Origin of the sequence: Paraburkholderia piptadeniae, from assembly GCF_900007165.1 — a bacterium.
Taxonomy (GTDB): domain Bacteria; phylum Pseudomonadota; class Gammaproteobacteria; order Burkholderiales; family Burkholderiaceae; genus Paraburkholderia; species Paraburkholderia piptadeniae.
The window spans coordinates 59,411-77,911 of the sequence record NZ_CYGY02000034.1 but is presented as its reverse complement, the minus strand read 5'-3'; the positions used below and the strand labels follow the sequence as shown (position 1 = coordinate 77,911).

14 protein-coding genes are annotated in these 18,501 nt (G+C 65.6%); 9 read left to right on the top strand and 5 right to left on the bottom strand.

Annotated elements, in window-relative coordinates; genetic code table 11:
- The first annotated feature begins 35 nt into the window (after positions 1–35).
- The 7 genes from trpA to BN2476_RS18635 all read left to right on the top strand — a co-directional run bounded on the left by trpA (position 36) and on the right by BN2476_RS18635 (position 7,887).
- The gene (gene trpA / locus BN2476_RS18665; protein WP_087735647.1) at positions 36–848 is read left to right on the top strand and encodes a tryptophan synthase subunit alpha; all 813 of its coding nucleotides are present in this window, start codon (positions 36–38) and stop codon (positions 846–848) included.
- Between the two features lie 85 nt (positions 849–933).
- Positions 934–1,806, top strand: a complete 873-nt coding sequence (gene accD, locus BN2476_RS18660) for an acetyl-CoA carboxylase, carboxyltransferase subunit beta (RefSeq protein WP_087735699.1) — start codon at positions 934–936, stop codon at positions 1,804–1,806.
- A 132-nt stretch (positions 1,807–1,938) separates the two neighbouring features.
- Positions 1,939–3,249, top strand: coding sequence for a bifunctional tetrahydrofolate synthase/dihydrofolate synthase (gene folC, locus BN2476_RS18655; protein WP_087735646.1), 1,311 nt, complete (start codon positions 1,939–1,941; stop codon positions 3,247–3,249).
- Positions 3,250–3,275: 26 nt separating this feature from the next.
- Positions 3,276–4,202, top strand: a complete 927-nt coding sequence (locus BN2476_RS18650; RefSeq protein ID WP_087735645.1) for an SPOR domain-containing protein — start codon at positions 3,276–3,278, stop codon at positions 4,200–4,202.
- Positions 4,203–4,209: 7 nt separating this feature from the next.
- A complete protein-coding gene (locus BN2476_RS18645) occupies positions 4,210–4,704 on the top strand; it encodes a CvpA family protein (RefSeq protein WP_087735698.1) in 495 nt (164 codons plus the stop codon).
- A gap of 135 nt (positions 4,705–4,839) precedes the next feature.
- Positions 4,840–6,390 (top strand): amidophosphoribosyltransferase, encoded by a 1,551-nt coding sequence (gene purF / locus BN2476_RS18640; RefSeq protein ID WP_087735644.1) that lies wholly within the window; start codon positions 4,840–4,842, stop codon positions 6,388–6,390.
- A gap of 306 nt (positions 6,391–6,696) precedes the next feature.
- Positions 6,697–7,887, top strand: coding sequence for an O-succinylhomoserine sulfhydrylase (locus tag BN2476_RS18635; protein ID WP_087735643.1), 1,191 nt, complete (start codon positions 6,697–6,699; stop codon positions 7,885–7,887).
- Positions 7,888–7,949: 62 nt separating this feature from the next.
- Here BN2476_RS18635 and BN2476_RS18630 read toward each other — a convergent pair whose 3' ends face one another.
- Together BN2476_RS18630 and BN2476_RS18625 are read right to left on the bottom strand one after the other, a co-directional pair.
- Complete coding sequence (locus tag BN2476_RS18630) at positions 7,950–8,720, bottom strand: AraC family transcriptional regulator (protein ID WP_087735642.1); 771 nt, start codon at positions 8,718–8,720, stop codon at positions 7,950–7,952.
- Between the two features lie 41 nt (positions 8,721–8,761).
- Positions 8,762–9,103, bottom strand: coding sequence for an FKBP-type peptidyl-prolyl cis-trans isomerase (locus BN2476_RS18625; protein WP_087735641.1), 342 nt, complete (start codon positions 9,101–9,103; stop codon positions 8,762–8,764).
- Positions 9,104–9,229: 126 nt separating this feature from the next.
- Between BN2476_RS18625 and BN2476_RS18620 the strand changes: the two genes are divergently transcribed.
- Positions 9,230–10,030, top strand: coding sequence for a sensor histidine kinase (locus BN2476_RS18620; RefSeq protein ID WP_087735640.1), 801 nt, complete (start codon positions 9,230–9,232; stop codon positions 10,028–10,030).
- Between the two features lie 114 nt (positions 10,031–10,144).
- Positions 10,145–11,488: a hemolysin family protein gene (locus BN2476_RS18615; RefSeq protein ID WP_087735697.1), complete on the top strand. Its 1,344-nt coding sequence runs from the start codon at positions 10,145–10,147 to the stop codon at positions 11,486–11,488.
- 3 nt (positions 11,489–11,491) lie between these two features.
- On the opposite strand, the gene treY is transcribed toward BN2476_RS18615, so the two are convergent.
- Genes treY through treZ form a run of 3 tightly spaced genes read right to left on the bottom strand, consistent with a single transcriptional unit; the run spans position 11,492 to position 18,446 of the window.
- Positions 11,492–14,359: a malto-oligosyltrehalose synthase gene (gene treY / locus BN2476_RS18610; RefSeq protein WP_087735639.1), complete on the bottom strand. Its 2,868-nt coding sequence runs from the start codon at positions 14,357–14,359 to the stop codon at positions 11,492–11,494.
- Entirely contained in the window at positions 14,356–16,536 is a 2,181-nt protein-coding gene (malQ, locus tag BN2476_RS18605; protein WP_087735638.1) for a 4-alpha-glucanotransferase, read from the bottom strand. The genes treY and malQ overlap by 4 nt, the downstream gene beginning before the upstream one ends.
- Positions 16,537–16,541: 5 nt before the next feature.
- Entirely contained in the window at positions 16,542–18,446 is a 1,905-nt protein-coding gene (treZ, locus tag BN2476_RS18600) for a malto-oligosyltrehalose trehalohydrolase (protein ID WP_087735696.1), read from the bottom strand.
- Between the last annotated feature and the right edge of the window lie 55 nt (positions 18,447–18,501).

Sequence of the window (18,501 nt, the reverse complement as noted above, 5' to 3'; positions counted from 1 at the left end):
CCAAACCGCGCAGTCATCGACTTCGAGAAAATTCCATGTCCCGTATTCAATCGACGTTTGCGGCACTGGCCGCGCAGGGTAAGAAAGGCCTGATCCCGTTCATCACCGCCGGCGACCCGGACCCGGCGCGCACCGTCGAGTTCATGCACGCGCTTGCCGAGGGCGGCGCCGATGTCATCGAGCTCGGCGTGCCGTTCTCCGATCCGATGGCCGACGGCCCCGTGATCCAGCAGTCGTCGGAGCGCGCGCTGGCGAAGGGCGTATCGCTGAAGCACGTGCTCGCCGACGTAAAGCGCTTCCGCGAAACCAACGACACAACGCCCGTCGTGCTGATGGGCTACGCGAACCCGATCGAGCGAATGGGCGCCGACGCATTCGCAGCGGCTGCGAAGGAAGCGGGCGTCGACGGCGTGCTGGTCGTCGACTATCCACCGGAAGAATCGGCTAACTTCGCCGAAAAAATGAAGGCGGCAGGGATCGATCCGATTTTCCTGCTCGCGCCTACGTCGACTGACGAGCGCATCGCCGAGGTTGGTAAAATCGCGAGCGGTTACGTCTACTATGTATCGCTCAAGGGCGTGACGGGCGCTGCAAATCTGGACGTTTTGAGCATCGCGGGTAAAATCCCGGCCATCAAGTCGCGCGTGCCTCTGCCGGTAGGCGTCGGTTTCGGCATTCGGGACGCGCAGTCGGCGCGCGCGGTCGCCGAGGTTTCCGATGCCGTCGTGATCGGCAGCCGTATCGTGCAATTGCTCGAAGAAGCGGCACCCGAGTCCGCTGCCGGCAAGCTGACGAATTTCATCACCGAGATTCGCCAGGCCATCGACAGCATCGGCGCGACTGCCTGATAAACAATAATTTTGTCGCGGTTGGGCTGGCGGCGCGGATCGGACCGCGCCGCTTTGCGTATCGCGAACCCTGGAAGGAATGACCATGAGCTGGCTCGACAAACTGTTGCCGCCGAAAATCAAGCAAACCGATCCGAAGAGCCGCAAGGGCATTCCGGAAGGGCTGTGGATCAAGTGTCCGTCGTGCGAAGCGGTGCTGTATCGCAACGACGTCGAGGCGAATCTGCACGTCTGCCCGAAGTGCGATCACCACATGCGAATCGGCGCGCGCGAACGGCTCGACGGCTTGCTCGATCCGGAAGGCCGTTATGAGATCGGCCAGGAAATCCTTCCCGTCGACGCGCTCAAGTTCAAGGACAGCCGCAAGTACCCCGACCGCCTGAAAGAGGCGATGGACGAGACGGACGAAACCGACGCGATGGTCGTGATGGGCGGCGCGATTCACACGCTGCCCGTCGTCGTCGCGTGCTTCGAGTTCGCGTTCATGGGCGGCTCGATGGGCTCCGTGGTTGGCGAGCGCTTCGCGCGCGGCGCGCAGAATGCGATCGAGCAGCACGTGCCGTTCATCTGCTTCACCGCGTCGGGCGGCGCGCGGATGCAGGAAAGCCTGTTGTCGCTGATGCAGATGGCCAAGACCACAGCCATGCTGACCAAGCTCGCCGAAGCGAAGCTGCCGTTCATTTCCGTGCTGACCGATCCGACGATGGGTGGCGTGTCGGCGAGCTTTGCGTTCCTCGGCGACGTCGTGATCGCCGAGCCGAAGGCGCTGATCGGCTTCGCCGGCCCGCGCGTGATCGAGCAGACGGTGCGCGAAAAGCTGCCGGAAGGCTTCCAGCGCGCCGAATTCCTGCTGCAAAAGGGCGCGATCGACATGATCGTCGACCGCCGCAAGCTGCGCGAAGAACTGGCGAAACTGATGGCGCTGCTGACGCGCCAGCCGGCCGACGCCGTCGCCTGAACGCTTGTGCACGCTAACGGTCGCGCAATTGAATCGCGCGGCCGGTAAGAAAAACCAACGCGCCGCGAGAGGTAATCAAGCGGCGCGTTGTCATTTCCAGGATAATTCCGGTCCGCACTTCAGTTTCATCCGATGACCACTTTCCCCACTCTCGACGCGTGGCTCACGCATCTTGAATCCGCGCATCCCGTCGGCATCGACATGGGCCTCGCCCGCATCAGCCAGGTGCGCGACGCGCTGCAACTGTCGTTCGCGTGCCCGGTCATCACAGTCGGCGGAACGAACGGCAAGGGGTCGACGTGCGCGATTCTCGAGTCGATCCTGCTGCGCGCCGGCTATTCCGTCGGTTGCCACACGTCGCCGCATCTGCTCGCATTCAACGAGCGCGCGCGGATCAACGGCCAGATGGCGACGGATGCCGAGCTGCTGCCGCATTTCGAGGCCGTCGAGCAGGCGCGCCGGTCGCTGCCCGAGCCTGTGTCGCTGACGTACTTCGAGTTCACGACGCTCGCGATCATGCATCTGTTCGCTGAGCGCGGCCTCGACGTGGTGATTTTCGAAGTGGGGCTCGGCGGGCGCCTCGACGCCGTGAATATCCTCGATACCGACTGCGCGATCATCACGAGCATCGACATCGATCACACTGACTTCCTCGGCGATACGCGCGAAAAAATCGGCTTCGAGAAGGCGGGCATTTTCCGGCCGGGCAAGCCGGCCATCTGCGCCGATCCCATTCCGCCGCAAACGCTCATCGACCATGCGGAAAAGATCGGCGCCGACCTGTGGCTGTTCGGACGCGATTTCCGCTACGAAGGCCAGGCGGGCAGCGAGCGGCAGCAGTGGAGCTACATCGGCCCGTCGATGCGCCGTTCTGCGCTCGCCTATCCGGCGCTGCGCGGCGCGAATCAGCTGATCAATACCTCGGCGGCGCTGGCGGGGCTGGAAGCGCTGCGGGACCGTCTGCCCGTGTCGGCGCAGGATATCCGGCTGGGTCTCGCCAACGTCGAATTGCCGGGACGCTTCCAGGTGCTGCCCGGCAAGCCGTCGATCGTGCTGGATGTCGGGCATAATCCGCATGCCGCTGCCGTGTTGGGCCAAAATCTCGGCAACATGGGCTATTTTCCGTACACTTACGCCGTGTTTGGCTCCATGCGCGACAAGGACATCGCGGGCGTGGTGGCGCACCTGAAGGGCGAGATCGACCACTGGTGCGTGACCGATCTGCCGACGCCGCGCGCGGCGAGCGCGGAAGAGCTCGAAACGGCGCTGCGCGACGTGGGCGTCGCCGAAGGCCCTGACTCCAGCGTCACGCGTTTTGCAACACCGGCGGAAGCTTTCCAGGATGCGCTAAAACGGGCATCCGACAATGATAGAATCGTGGTTTTCGGCAGCTTCTATACGGTTGCAGGCGTAATGGCCTACCGTAAATCGCAGCAACACTGAACGCGCGGGCCTCGACCAAGCCATTCATGGGTATTTTCTCGTTCGGCAAGAAAGACGACGCACCTACGCGGCGCGGCGCAAATTCCAGTTCCAGTCGCGGCAGTCGTGCCGAGCGCGCTGAGCGGGTCGAACGGCGCAGCCGCCGCACGGACCGTTCCGGCGAAGCCGATGCGATGATGCTCGACCCCACGCTTCCCGAAAAGCAGCGCGCGCGCCGCCGCCTGGTTGGCGCAATCGCGCTGGTGATCGCCGCCGTCGTGATCCTGCCGATGGTGCTCGACTCGCATCCGAAGCCCGTCACCGACGATATTTCCATCGACATCCCCAGCCGCCCAATCCCGAAGTCGCGCGCGACAGACGACGCCGACACGCAAGCGGGCGTCGCGCCCGACAATCCCGCCGCGCCGGATGCCGCGCTGGCTGCGTCGGGCCTTGCGCGCGCCGCGTCGGGCACGGCGGCAACGGGTGCCGTCGCGTCGCAGCATGACAGCCGGAGCGCGCCGATCGCCGTGACGCCAGCGAAGCCGCAGGCGCCCGCCGTCGTCGCGAACAACACACCGGCTCTGGCCGCGAAGCCCGCTGCCAAGCCGCAAGCCGAAGCGAAACCGGCAGCGAAACCGGAACAGAAGGCGGAACAGAAGCCCGCCGTCACCGACACCGTGCAAACGGCCGCCTCGGGCACCGAATCCGGCACGCCCGCGGCGCCTCCCGGCAACCGGTTCGCGGTCCAACTGGGCGCGTTCCAGGACGACGCCAGCGCGCACACGTGGGCAAGCAAGTTGAAAGCGGCGGGTGTGCCCGCATATACCGAGCGTCGCAAGCAGGCTGACGGCTCGACCCGCACCTTGTTGCGTGCCGGTCCGTTCGCGGATCGCGCGGCGGCGTCGGCGGCTATCGCGAAGGTGCGCGAGGCGGGCCTGACGTCGGGTGCGAACAACGGCGCTGCGCAGTAAGCCGGTGATGTTCACCGCATTCGACTACGCTGTAATGGCGGTGATCGGCCTGTCGGCGCTGCGCGGAGCGTGGCGTGGCTTTCTGTCCGAGGTGTTCGGGCTGATCGGCTGGGTCGTCGCCTTTCTGGTGGCGGCGCGCTTTGTTGGCCTGCTGGTGCCTTTCGTGCCGGCGAACTGGCCGGGCGGCGCGTTGACGCAGTGGCTGATCGCGTTTGCGGCCATCGTCATCGGCGTGATACTGGTGGCTAGCGTGGCGAATGCGCTGCTGAGCCGGCTGGTGCAGGTTTCCGGGCTGGGCGGCGTGGACCGCTCGCTTGGACTGATGTTCGGCCTCGTACGCGGGGTCATACTGGTGCTGATTCTGGTCGCCCTCGCTGGCTTGACCGAATTGCCCAAACAGGAATTCTGGCGCAACGCGCTGCTGCGGCCCTACGCCGTGCAGGGCGTTCGAGACTTGAAGCCTCTGCTTCCCGAGACGCTCGCCGCCTACGTCCACGTGTAACGAGGCGTTGCACGCAGCAGGACGAAAGCGGAAGAGAAGGCGGGCCGATGGATGAAGCAGTCAGAACCACGGCGCGCGCGGTTGCCTCCCCGGCACCGCCACTGTTCGAATTTCGTACCCTTTGAAGGACATGCCATGTGCGGCATCGTAGGCGTAGTTTCCCAGTCTCCCGTCAACCAGCTGATCTATGACAGCCTGCTGCTCCTGCAGCACCGCGGTCAGGACGCGGCCGGCATCGCTACGGCGAACGGCAGCACTTTCCACATGCACAAGGCCAACGGCATGGTGCGCGACGTGTTCCGCACGCGCAACATGCGCAGCCTGCCCGGCACGAGCGGCATCGGCCAGGTGCGCTACCCGACGGCGGGTTCCGCATCGAGCGAAGAGGAAGCACAGCCGTTCTATGTGAACGCGCCGTTCGGCATCATCCTCGCGCACAACGGCAACCTCACGAACTGGCCGCAGCTGAAAGACGAGATGTACCGCGTCGATCGCCGCCACATCAACACGAACTCCGACACGGAAGTGCTGCTGAACGTGTTCGCTCACGAGCTGCAAACGACGAGCTCGGGCCTGCAACTCGATCCGTCGGCGCTGTTCAAGGCCGTGTCGGGCGTGCACCGCCGCGTGCGCGGTTCGTACGCGATCGTGTCGCTGATTTCGGGCTACGGCCTGCTCGGCTTCCGCGACCCGTTCGGCATCCGTCCGCTGTGCATCGGCAAGCTGGAAACGGCGTCGGGCACGGAATGGATGCTGGCGTCGGAATCGGTGGCGATCGAAGGCATTGGCTTCGAATTCGTGCGCGACGTCGCGCCGGGTGAAGCCGTTTTCATCGACTTCGAAGGCAATTTCCACGCGCAGCAGTGCGCGACGAATCCGAGCCTGAACCCCTGCATCTTCGAACTCGTGTATCTCGCGCGTCCGGACTCGGTGCTCGACGGCGTGCCCGTCTACAACGCGCGTCTGCGCATGGGCGACTATCTGGCCGAGAAGATCCTGCGCGAACTGCCGAAGGACGTGAAGATCGACGTCGTGATGCCGATTCCCGATTCGTCGCGGCCGGCGGCGATGCAGGTCGCGGCGAAGCTGGGCGTCGAATACCGCGAAGGCTTCTTCAAGAACCGTTATGTGGGCCGTACCTTCATCATGCCGGGTCAGGCGGTGCGCAAGAAGTCGGTGCGCCAGAAGCTGAACGCGATGGGCATCGAGTTCAAGGGCAAGAACGTGCTGATCGTCGACGATTCGATCGTGCGCGGCACCACCTCGCACGAAATCGTGCAGATGGCGCGCGATGCGGGCGCGAACAAGGTGATCTTCGCGTCGGCGGCGCCGCCCGTGAAGTACCCGAACGTCTACGGCATCGACATGCCGACGCGCAGCGAACTCGTCGCGCACGGCCGTACGGACGAAGACGTGGCGCGGCTGATCGGCGCCGATTTCCTCGTCTATCAGGATGTCGACGCGCTGAAGAGCGCGGTGCGCGACATCAACCCGGCGCTGAAGGAATTCGAGGCGTCGTGTTTCGACGGCAACTACATAACCGGCGACGTGACGACCGAGTATCTCGACCGCATCGAATCCGCGCGCCTCGCGCCGTCCGCGCAATCGGACCGCGACGCGGCGAGCGAAGCGCTCGAAGGCGGCACCGCGCGGTCGCAATTGCATCTGCAACTGTCGATGGAGTAAATCGCGGCAGGCGCGCGGGTTTGGCGTCATCGAATCTCGCGCGCTGTGTTTCGGTCCCGAAGGGCGCATGCGGTGTTACTATCGGGTCTTGCGTCGATTTGATCTCAGCTTGCGGACGCGGGGAAACCCAAAACAGCTAAAGCGAACGATGGGGCCAGCAGCACAGCCATCGACGCTCACAGCATCCCCGTACACGAAGCCCGCTTATGCCGACGCAAAGCGGGCTTTTTTGTTGCTCTTGCGTGCGCGAACCCTGGCGGAACCTGGGAAGCGCATGCGGCCTGGAAAAAACGGAACAGAACGAACATGGACGACTCCCTCAATTTCGACACTCTCGCAGTCCGCTCGGGCACGTTGCGCAGCGATTTCGGCGAGCATTCCGAGGCAATCTTTCTGACGTCGAGCTTTGTCTTTGCGAGCGCCGCGGAAGCCGCCGAGCGCTTCAAGAAATCCGAAGACTATTACACGTACTCGCGCTTCACGAACCCGACGGTCACGATGTTCCAGGATCGTCTCGCGGCGCTCGAAGGCGGTGAGGCGTGCATGGCGACGGCGTCGGGGATGGCCGCGATCATGTCGGTGGTGATGTCGGCGATGCAGGCGGGCGATCATCTCGTCAGCTCGCAGAGCCTGTTCGGCTCGACGCTCGGCATGTTCTCGCAGATCTTCAGCAAGTTCGGCATCACGACGACGTTCGTCGATCCGACCGATCTCGACGCGTGGAAAAACGCCGTGCGTCCCGAGACGAAGATGTTCTTCCTCGAAACGCCGTCGAATCCGCTGACCGAGATCGCCGACATCGAAGCGATCGGCAAGATCGCGAAGTCCGCAAACGCGCTGTTCGTCGTCGACAACTGTTTTTGCAGCCCCGCGCTGCAGCAGCCGCTGAAGCTCGGCGCCGATGTCGTGATGCACTCGGCGACCAAGTTCCTCGACGGCCAGGGGCGCGTGCTCGGCGGCGCGCTGGTCGGCTCGAAGCAGTTCATCATGGAAAAGGTGTTTCCGTTCGTGCGTAGCGCGGGCCCGACGCTGTCGGCGTTCAACGCGTGGATTCTGCTGAAGGGCATGGAAACGCTGTCGCTGCGCGTCGAGCGTCAGTCGGCGAATGCGCTCGAAATCGCGCGCTGGCTCGACGCGAATCCCGCCGTGAGCCGCGTGTTCTATCCGGGCCTCGAATCGCATCCGCAGTACGAGATCGCGAAGCGTCAGCAGAAGGCAGGCGGTGCGATCGTCTCGTTCGAAGTGAAGGGCGATACGCCCGAGCAGATGCGCGCGAATGCCTGGCGCGTGATCGACAGCACGAAGATCTGCTCGATCACGGGCAACCTAGGCGATACGCGCACGACGATCACGCATCCCGCCACCACGACGCACGGCCGCATCACGCCCGAAGCGCGCGCGGCGGCGGGCATCACGGAAGGGCTGATCCGCCTCGCCGTGGGTCTGGAGAATGCCGACGATATTCGCGACGATCTGGCGCGCGGCCTCATCGGCTGATCGTGTGAAGAGAGCCGGCCGCGCGCACGCGTCCGGTTCGTGCCATCGTCACAGGGGAAGAGTCAGTGCAGCAGCGCCCGCCACTGGCCGGGCGCCATGCCGAAGCGCCGCGTGAACGCATGCGTGTACGCGCTCTGATCGCCGAAGCCCACTTCGAGCGCCACGTCCGTCAGCGAACGGCGCGGATCGGCAAGCAGCGTGACCGACGTATCCAGCCTTAGACGCTGCAAATAGCGATGTGGCGTTTCGCCGAACGCCTCGATGAACAGCTGATGAAAGCGCCGCATGCCGAAGCCGCAATGCGTGGCGAGATCGGCGATACGCAGCGGTTCTGACAGGTGCGCACGCAGCCAGCCGTCGATGCGAGCAAAGTCGAGGCCCGCGCCGGGCACAGCCTCCGCCATACCCGTTTCTTCAACGATCGCCGCGCACAGACGCGCCGCCGCATCCCAGTTGAAGCGTCGCCACACGGCATCGCCGTCGATATGGCCCGTCGCGCGGCCCGCGATGTGCGAAACCAGTTGCGTGAGCGAGGCATCGATCGCCACCGCGCGCGCCCTGTCGAACAGCCGTTGCGGCACGGCAACCGACGACGCGGGCAGATCGAGCACGAGTTGCCGGTTCTCGCCGACACCTGCGTAATCATGCCGCGAGCCCGCCGGAATGAGCCACGCGGACGTACTGTCGATCTCGCGCGCGACGCCGTCGACGGCCATCACCATCGAGCCGTCGAGACCGAGCACGATCTGATGAAAGTCGTGCACGTCCGACGCTTCCACAGCGCCGTAACGGCGCAGGGAAACGCTGGGCGCGTCGTTGACGGCGTGGCTCATCTCAGGACGTCGAAATCAAAAATTCAAAAGCGCAGAAACGCTCAGATGTCGAGCAATTCGACTTCGAACACGAGCGTCGCATTCGGCGGAATCACGCCGCCCGCGCCGCGCGCGCCGTAGCCGAGTTGCGGCGGGATGGTCAGCTTGCGCACGCCGCCGACCTTCATGCCCTGCACGCCTTCGTCCCAGCCCTTGATGACCATGCCGCCGCCCAGCACGAACGCGAACGGGTCGTTGCGGTCCTTGCTCGAATCGAACTTCTGGCCGTCCGTGAGCCAGCCGGTGTAGTGCACGCTGACGGTCTGGCCGGCCTTCGCTTCGGCGCCCGCGCCTTCCTTCAGGTCTTCGTACTTGAGGCCCGAGGCGGTGGTGACAGTGGTCATGCGATGCTCCTTTGATAATCGTTCGAAACCGTTATTGTAGGCGTGTCGGCGTACTGTCGCGAGGATCGTCCGAACGGCCAAGCCTATAATGACCAGACTGCAACCGATGATGAACCGCCAACGAGGATGTCGATCGTGACCACGTCTACACCGTCTTCTTCCGGCAGCAACCAGGGTATGCATGCCACTGCCGATCGCACCGCTCGGCGCTGCGCCGAAACGGCGCTCTTCATGCGCGATCATGTGCTCTCCCTCGTCTCTCACGATCTGCGCAGCCCGTTGAACGCGATTCATAGCTGGGCGTACGTGCTCGACCGCAAGATCGACACGAGCGACGCCACTGCGCAACGTGCGCTCGAAGGGATTCGCAACGGCGTCGATCAGCAGGTGAAGCTGCTCGAATCGATCGTCGATACGACGCGCGCCGAAACGAGGACGCTCGCGTTGAACCGCGCGCCGTTCGCGTTGAGGCCGCTCGTCGACGAAACGGTCGGCGACGTGCGCAACGCACTCGCTGCGCAGCGCAACGTCGCGCTCGAGCTCGATGCGTCGGTCGATGCGCAGCAACTGGTTGGCGACCGCGAGCGGCTCGCTGCCGCGCTGTGGCTGCTCGTCACGTTCGCCGTCGAAGCGAGCGCGAGCGGCGCGACGGTCGCGCTCGCTGCGCGCGTCGATGCAGCGACGTTCGAGGCCACCGTCACGTGGCCGCACGCTGCCGCCGCGTTGACGGATGCCGGACTGCCGCACGTGCTCGAAAAGTTCGCGCGCGAGCAAGCGGCGCACCCGCGCGAAGCCGGCCGCATCTCGTGGGTGCTGGGCTTGTGCAAGCGCGTCGCCGAAGCGCACGACGGCGCGTTCGAGCAGGGCGAATGGATCGACGGCCAGCCGTCGACGCTCAAGCTGCGGGTGCCGCTCGCAGGCGCATGACGGCACACGCGATGCACCGATGACCTGGCCGGATGGCCAATCGATGCGCGACACGCTCTTTCACCCGCCTTTCGCGCTCTATACTGACGGCTTTTGTTGCCGGAGTTGTCCGCTTTGATCCAGGTCGTCGCGCTCATTGGCGCGTTGTTGCTCGTTGCCCTCAACGGTTTCTTTGTTGCCGCCGAATTCGGTCTCGTGAAGCTGCGGCAGACGCGCGTCCAAACGCTCGCGGAGAAGCACGGCTTGCGCGGCAAGCTGCTCGCGAAAGTGCATGGCCGGCTGGATGCGTATCTGTCGGCGTGCCAATTGGGCATCACGCTTGCGTCGCTGGGACTCGGCTGGATCGGCGAGCCCGCCTTCGCGGAACTGCTCAACCCGCTTTTCCACTTGCTCGGCATCGAGTCCGAACAGCTGATACATGGCATCTCGCTGTTCTTCGCGTTCTCGTGCATTTCGTTTCTGCACATCGTCGTCGGCGAGCTGGCGCCCAAGTCGCTCGCGATCCGCCAATCCGAGCAGATTGCGCTGTGGGTCGCGATACCGCTGTACGGTTTCTACTGGGCGATGTACCCCGCGATCTGGCTGCTCAACACGAGCGCGAACACCGTGCTGCGCGTCGCGGGATTGTCGGCCGATCATGGCGGCGACACGCACTACTCGACGGACGAACTCAAGTTGATCCTGCGCGGCCGCCACGCGAGCGTCGCGAACGGACTCGACGCGCCGAAGGACGCCTATTCGCAGGACGAATGGAACACGATCGCGCATTCGCTCGACTTCTCGCGGATGACCGTGTCCGACCTGATGCGGCCCGCGCACGAACTCGTGAGCCTGCGCCGCGATCTGCCATGGCACGAGAACATGCAGATCGTCGCGCGCCACCGTTTCAGCCGCTATCCGTTGCTCGAAGATGCGACGGGTGAGCGCGTCGCGGGCACGATACATCTGAAGGACCTGCTGCTCGCGCGTCACGCAGGCAGCACGCTCGACGACCTGTCGCACTACGTGCGTCCCGTGCAGTACGTGAAGCCCGACATGCCCGCGCTCGAACTGTTCCGGCGTTTTCGCAAGGGTGCGCCGCATCTTGCGCTCGTCGGGCAGAAGAACGCGAAGCCGATCGGCTTTCTCACGCTCGACAATCTGCTCGGCGCGCTGGTCGGCCAGATTCACGACGAGTTTCGTCAAGGCGACGCCGACTGGACGCGCATGGACGACGGCACGCTGATGGGCAAGGGCAGCTTGCCCGTGGTGTCGCTGGAGCGCGCGTTGGGTATCGACATCGACGAAGGTCGCGCCGAATCCGTAGGCGGCCTCGTGATCAATGCGCTCGGCGATCTGCCTGAAGAAGGGCAGCGTATCGAATTCGACCGCTTCGATGTCGTCGTGAAGAAGATGAAGGGGCCGCGCATCGTGCTGGTGCGCGTGTATCCGAAGGTGTTCGATGACGAAGGCGGTTGAGCGTCACACACGCGGCACCCCATCCTCAACAAGAACGGCAACGGGCATCGTCGTCAGCGCATCGCGCAGATAGAGCAGCCCCGTATCCTCCACCTTCGGCGCGGCCGGGCTCACCCAGTCGAACAGCGCGCGCGCAAAGAGTTCTTCGGGCATCTGCGTGGCCGTGTCCTCCCAGTTGATCGGATCGACGAGCGGCGCGTCGCTGTTTGCGTCGAGCAGCGACGTCGACAGGCGCGTCGCGATCACCACCGCCCAGGAATTGCCATGACGCCGCGCGAATGCGATCACGCGGTCCGCGTGCCGGCCTTGCACCGTCAGCGGCAGATAGGTGCCCTTACTGAGCAGCTCCGGCATCTGCACGCGCAACGCGAGCATCCGCTGGATGATGGCGAGCTTCACGCGACCATCACGCCAGTTCGCGAAATAGGCGGAAGGCGGCGCGTCCGCGAGCATCGCTTGCCGCTGCGCGAAATCGACGGGCCGGCGGTTGTCGGGATCGACGAGACTGAAGTCCCACAGCTCCGTGCCCTGATACAGATCGGGCACGCCCGGCGACGCGAGACGCAGCACCGTCTGCTGCAAGCTGTTCACGACACCCGCGCGGCCGATACGCGCAACGAACGCGCATAGCTCGCGCAGAAAGCCGTCGCGGCGCTGCGGCGCGAGAATGTCGAACAGGAACTCGCGGCAGCCGTTCTCGAACGCTTCATCGGGCGCGAGCCACGTCGTGCGCAGTTTCGCTTCGCGCAGCGCCTTCAGTTGCCATTGCGCGACGCGTTCGGCGAGCGCCTTGATGCCCGCATCGTTGTCGGGCGACAGACCCGGCGGCCAGCAGCCGACCAATGTCTGATACAGCATCGCCTCGGCGGCGGGACCGGGCGCCCAGTCGTCGCCATTGCCGTTCAGCGCGCGGCGATGCGGCGTGTTCAGTGTCGTCCACGCGCGCAGCGTCGCGATCCATTCGTCGGCGATTTCGCTCACCACGGCGAGCCGCGCGCGCATGTCCTCACCGCGCTTGTGATCGTGCGTGGCCGTCGCGAGCATCGAGTGAGGAAAGCGCCGCGCGCGCTCCTGATTGCCCGCATGAAACTGCTCGACCGACAGCGCGAACTCGCCCGGATCGGCGCCCACTTCGCAGCGCGACAGCAGACGCCCGTAGCGATAGCAGGCGGTATCTTCGATCGCCTTCGCGGCGACGGGCGCCGTCAGTTGCGAGAAAAGCGTCTGCACCGTGCGGCGCGCCGACGCCGTGTGATTGAACGCGCCGGGATTGCTCTGCTGCGATTGCGAGGACTGCTGCGACTGTGAAGACTGCGACTGTTGCTGCGAAGCCGAACGTCCGTTGCCGCTCTCGTCCGAGCCGCTGCCGAGCCACGCATCGACCTGCGCCAGCACGCCATGATCGGCGCGCGACAGCGTTTGCTTCGCGGCATCGAGCGCGATGTCGAAGTACGCGTTGTCGGCGCTGCTGCGCAAGCCGTTTTGCGGATAGATGCGATAGACGGGGAAGTGCGCCGCGAGTTCGTTCGTCACGCGGCGGATCGCGGTGTACGTGCAGTCGCGCGTGGCGAGGTTGTCGCGCGCAATCCGATGCAGCGCGCGTGTTGCGCGGTCCAGTTCGGCGGGCAGATTTTCCGCGAGTATCTGGCGGCGCGCGGGCAGCGCTTCGTCGGCGAAGTTCGCGGGGCGGCCGCTCAGTTCGGCCCACGCGTTCGCGAGCGGCGCGGCGCCCTTCGGATCGTGCAGCAGCGCACCGACGTCGTTCATGAAGTCATAGCCCGTCGTGCCGTCGACGGGCCAGTCGTCGCGCAGCGTTTCGCCGCGTCCGAGAATTTTTTCGACGAGGATATACGGCGTCGTGCCCTCGCGCAGCTCCGAGAGCCGCTGACGCAGCCGCTGCGTGTATTCGCGCGGCTCCGCGAGCCCGTCGACGTGATCGACGCGCACGCCGTCGATCACGCCTTCCGCATACAGCCGGAAGATCAGCGCGTGCACGGCGTCGAACACTTCGGGGCGCTCGACGCGCACGGCCGCGAGCGAGCTGATATCGAAGAAACGCCGCCAGTTCACTTCGTCCGATGCCGTGCGCCACCATGCGAGCCTGAAGTGCTGCCGCTCGATCAGCCGGTGCAGGCGGTCGCGCGTGACGGGCTCGTGCGGCGAGTATGTTTCGAGCACGAACTCGATCGCCGACGCGCCGTTCTGCCGCACGAACTCGACGAGCGCCTCGCGGCCTTCGACGGCGCGAGGCTGATCGGCGGGCTGCGTCGTGACGGGAGCGAAACGCTCGGCGAGCGCGCTCAGATCGGCGCGATCCGCTGACTGAAGAATTGCCGCGTAATCGACGGGACACACGGGGCACGCGTGCTCGCCATAGGCGATATCGAAGCGGCCGCTATCGGCATCGAAGCGCAACGCAATGCGTCCCGCCGCCAGCTCTTCGCCGTAGGCCCCGCCGAGCACGGGCATCAGCACCTTGCCGCGCAGCGCGGGATCGGGCGAGTGCCAGTCGACGTCGAAATAGCGCGCATAGGCGCTGTGCCGGCCCCATTCGAGGATGTCCCGCCACCATGCGTTGTGCGGGCTCACGCCCATGTGATTCGGCACGATGTCGACGATCAGGCCCATGCCGCGTTCGTGCAGCTTGTCGGCGAGGCGCCGCAGGCTGTTTTCGCCGCCGCATTCGGCGCTGACCAGGCTGTGGTCGACGGTGTCGTAGCCGTGCATCGAGCCGGGCGTCGCCGTCGTGACGGGTGATGCATACAAGTGGCTCACGCCGAGCGTGGCGAAGTAGTCGACGCGCGCGAGCGCATCGTCGAATGTGAAGCCGCGATGGAACTGGAGTCGGAGCGTGGCGCGCGGGACAGTCATGGCGTATCGGACAACGAAGAAGCTGAGGTTGGATCGGTGCGAGCCCGCTCGATCGCGAGCAGGCGGTCGCAAAACGTTTCATCGGCAAAGAGCGCTTCGACGGGCTGCATCACGCGGCGGCGCCAGTTCGGATGCTCGTCGATCGAGCCGGGCAGATTCGGCTGGTCCGCGAGACCGAGCAGGTCTTCGAGCGGATACGTGACGAGCGGCGACGGCGTGACGGCGACGAACGCAAGCGCTTCGTCGACGGGCGCATCGTCGGGCGGCGGCGCAGCGACGTCGAGCGGCGCGATGCCCGCTTGCTGGAACGCCTGCCACAATGCGGCGCGGTCGTCGGCGCGTTCGGCCTGCGCGAGCGCGACAGGGTCGCGGCCATCGGCGCGCGGTGCCGTCTGCCCGACGCGATGGCGCCACACGATATCTTCGCCGCGCCACCAGCCGGTGACGGTCGGCAGATCGTGTGTGGTGGTCGTCGCGACGGCATCGCGGTCCCACTCGACGGGCGACTTGAAGCCGCCGCCGTCCTTTGTGCGCTCGAACCACAGCACGCGAATGCCTGCGAGCCCGTGCTCGGTCAGCCGCTCGCGCAAGCCGGGCGGCACGGTGCCCAGGTCCTCGCCGATCACGATTGCGCGATGCCGCCACGATTCGAGCGCAATCAGCCGCAGCATGTCTTCGAGCGGATAGCGCAGATACGCGCCGTTCTTCGCGGACTCGCCTTCGGGCACGAGCCACAGCCGCCGCAAGCCAAGGATGTGGTCGATGCGAATGCCGCCCGCGTATGCGAATGCGGTGCGCAGCATGTCGATGAATGCCGAGAAGCCCTGGTTGCGCATCGCGCGCGGCGAGAACGTCGTGAGGCCCCACGTCTGGCCCGCCTGGTTGAACAGATCGGGCGGCGCGCCGACGGATACGCCTTGCAGCATGTCGTCGCGATACGACCATGCGTGAGAGCCCGCGCTGTCGCAGCCGACGGCAAGATCCGCGATCAGGCCGACGGACATGCCCGCGTCGCGCGCAGCGTGCTGGGCATGCGACAGGCCCTTCGCGGCGAGCCATTGCAGGAACAGATGAAACTCGACTTCATGCCGATGCTCGTTCGCGAACGCCTCGACTTCGGGGCTGCGCGGGTCTTGCAGCGGCTCGGCCCACTTGCGCCAGTAGCCGACGCCGCCGTGCTGCAACTGGAACGCTTGCAACGCTTCGAAGCGCGCATGATCTTCGAGCGCGCGGCCGCCGCGCTCGCAGAAGCCGTGAAATTCGAGCGCGCGCGGCAGGTCCTGCGCGCGGTCGTTGGCGCAGAAGCGCTCGAACAGCACGCGCAGCACCTTGAGCTTCAGCGGGATCGCCGTCTTCCAGTCGATCAGGGGCAGCGGTTCGAGTTGCGCCCAGGCATCGACGGCGCCCGCTGCATCGAGCGCGGCTTGAGCGGTCTGCGCGCCGAACACGGCGGCAGGATCGATGTGCGTGACGTTCAGCCATAGACGCGACGACGGCGAATACGGACTAAAGCTTTTCGGCAGCGCGCTGAACATTGCATGCGTAGGGCTGATCGCGAGCGCATGCGCGCCGCGTTTCGCGCTTTCGATCGCCAGCGTCGCGAGCGCCGTGTAGTCGCCGATGCCGCCGTCGCCGGTCCGGCGCAAGCCGTAGATCTGCGCGGCGATGCCCCACAGCGGCGGCGGGTTCGCGTCGTCGCCGTGCATCGCGTGCCACGCATCGGTGACGGTGTAGCAGCGCGCGGGCGCGACGGCGAGCGTCATCCGGTGATCGTTGAGCACGAGCGTGTGATAACCGGGCTCGTCGATCGGCGAGAGCAGCGCCGCTTCGCCCTTGGGCGCCGTGAAGCGGCCGTCGATCACCGAGCCGCTTTCCAGTTCGATCCGGTAGTGGCTGCCCGACTTGATCGCGGCTGCGGGCAGTGCGATGCCGCGTCCGCATTCGACCGTCATCAGCGGCGGCAGCTTGCGACCGGACAATTCGGCTTCGAGCGCGGCCGTGCTCTGGCGGACCTGCGTGGCGGTCGCGCACGGCAGGCCCATGCGCTCGAGCAGCACGGCGAGCGTGCTATCGGGCACGCGGTGCTTCTTGTGATGCGCGTCTTCCCATTCGACTTCGAAGCCAGCGCGCGCGGCGAGGCTGTCGACGGGCAGGCCGGGGCGTCGGGTAGTGGCCAAGCGTGTTACTCCTGAGTGGCGTTCTTGCGCGCGTCGTGACCGACCGCGTACTCGCTGACGTCGCCCGTCAGCCATGCGACGAACGCATTCGGCGGAAGCTCGCCCGCATCGACGCGATCGCGCACGCGCGGCGGCGTCTCGAAGATCACCTTGCCTTCGGGCTGTGCATCGAGCCGCACCGCTTTCTTGCCGACGTTCAGCGCGATCGACAGCGTCTCGCCGTCATCGAGTTTCCAGCGCGCGACGAGCGCGTTCGCATCGTGTCCGTCGTTTGCCTTCAGCACGGCCGCGCCGAGCGGCTTCGCGCGTTGCAGGCGCGGCGCGATCAGCTTCGCGCGCACGGCCAGCGCCGACTTGTAGAAGTGCATCCATTCGAACGCTTCCTTGTCTTCGGGCGTGTCGTTGCTGCGCGCGGCGGGCGGCGACGATTTCGCGAACGTCTGCGGATCGTTCGGATCGGGGATCAGCGCGCGGCGCTTTTCGTCGGCGAACGCGGAGAAGCGCGCGAATTCCTTGCGGCGTCCTTCGCGCACGGCGTTCGCGAGATCGCCCGTGTAGTCGGTGAAGAACAGAAACGGCTGCTTCGAGCCGAACTGTTCGTCCATGAACAGCAGCGGAATTTGCGGCGAGAGCAGCAGCAGGCCCGTCGCGGCGAGCAGCGCGTCGTCCGCGCACAGCGCGCGCAGACGCTCGCCCATCGCGCGATTGCCGATCTGATCGTGGTTCTGCAGGAACATCACGAACGACGTGGGCGGCAGATGGCCGCTCGGCTGGCCGCGCGGCTTGCCGTGATGAATGGGCGATGGATCGCCCTGATAGCCGAAGCCGCTGCCGAGTATGCGCGCGAGCTTGTGGATCGGCTGATCCGCGTAAGCGGCGTAATAGCCTTCATGCTCGCCCGTCAGCAGCACGTGCAGCGTGTTGTGCGCGTCGTCGTTCCATTGCGCGGTGAAGTGCGTGTCGAGCAGGTTCGCCGTATTGCGCTCGTTTTCGAGCACGAGATGCACGTGACGTCCGTGCTGCACATGCGCGCGCACGTGATCGGCGAAACCGCGCAGCCACGTGTCGTTGTCGATTGCATGTACGGCGTCGAGGCGCAGGCCGTCGATCCGATATTCGTTGAGCCAGTAGAGCGCGTTGTCGCTGAAGAACTCGCTCACTTCGCTGCGCTCGAAGTCGATCGCAGGCCCCCACGGCGTGTGCGTGCCTTCGCGGAAGAAGGGCTTCGCGTACTGCTGCAGATAGTTGCCGTCGGGGCCGAAGTGGTTGTAGACCACGTCGAGGAACACGGCGAGGCCGAGTCCGTGCGCGGCGTCGATCAGCGCCTTCAGGTCGTCGGGGCGGCCATACGCGGAGTCGGGCGCATACGGCAGCACGCCGTCGTAGCCCCAGTTGCGCTGGCCCGGAAAGTCGTTGAGCGGCATCAGCTCGATTGCGGTGACACCGAGCGCCATGATCTCCGGCAGGCGCTTCGTCACGCCCGCGCAGCCGCCCAGCGCGCCGATGTGCAGTTCGTACAGCACCGTTTCTTCCCACGGGCGTCCGCACCAGTGCGTGTGCTGCCAGTTGTACGCGCGCGGGTCGATCACTTCGCTCGGGCCGTGCACATCCTGCGGCTGGAAGCGCGACGCGGGGTCGGGCACCAGCAGCGCGCCGTCGAGCTTGTAGCGATACAGCGTGCCCGCGCTGCATTCGGCCTCCGTTTCGAACCAGCCGTTGCCTGTCTGGTTCATGTCGAGCAGGCCCTTCGCGGGGCCGCTTTCGATCATCACCTGCACCTTCGCGCACGACGGCGCCCACAGCCTGAAGCGCGTGCGCGGCTTCGCGCTCGCCGCGCCGAGCAACTGCGCGCCGAACGGCAGGCAGTGCGCGTGATGATGCGCGTGAGGGTCGATCGGACGTTCATGCATGATTGTCACCATTCATCGGCGTGCTCATCGATGTGCTCATTCGTGTGCTCATTCG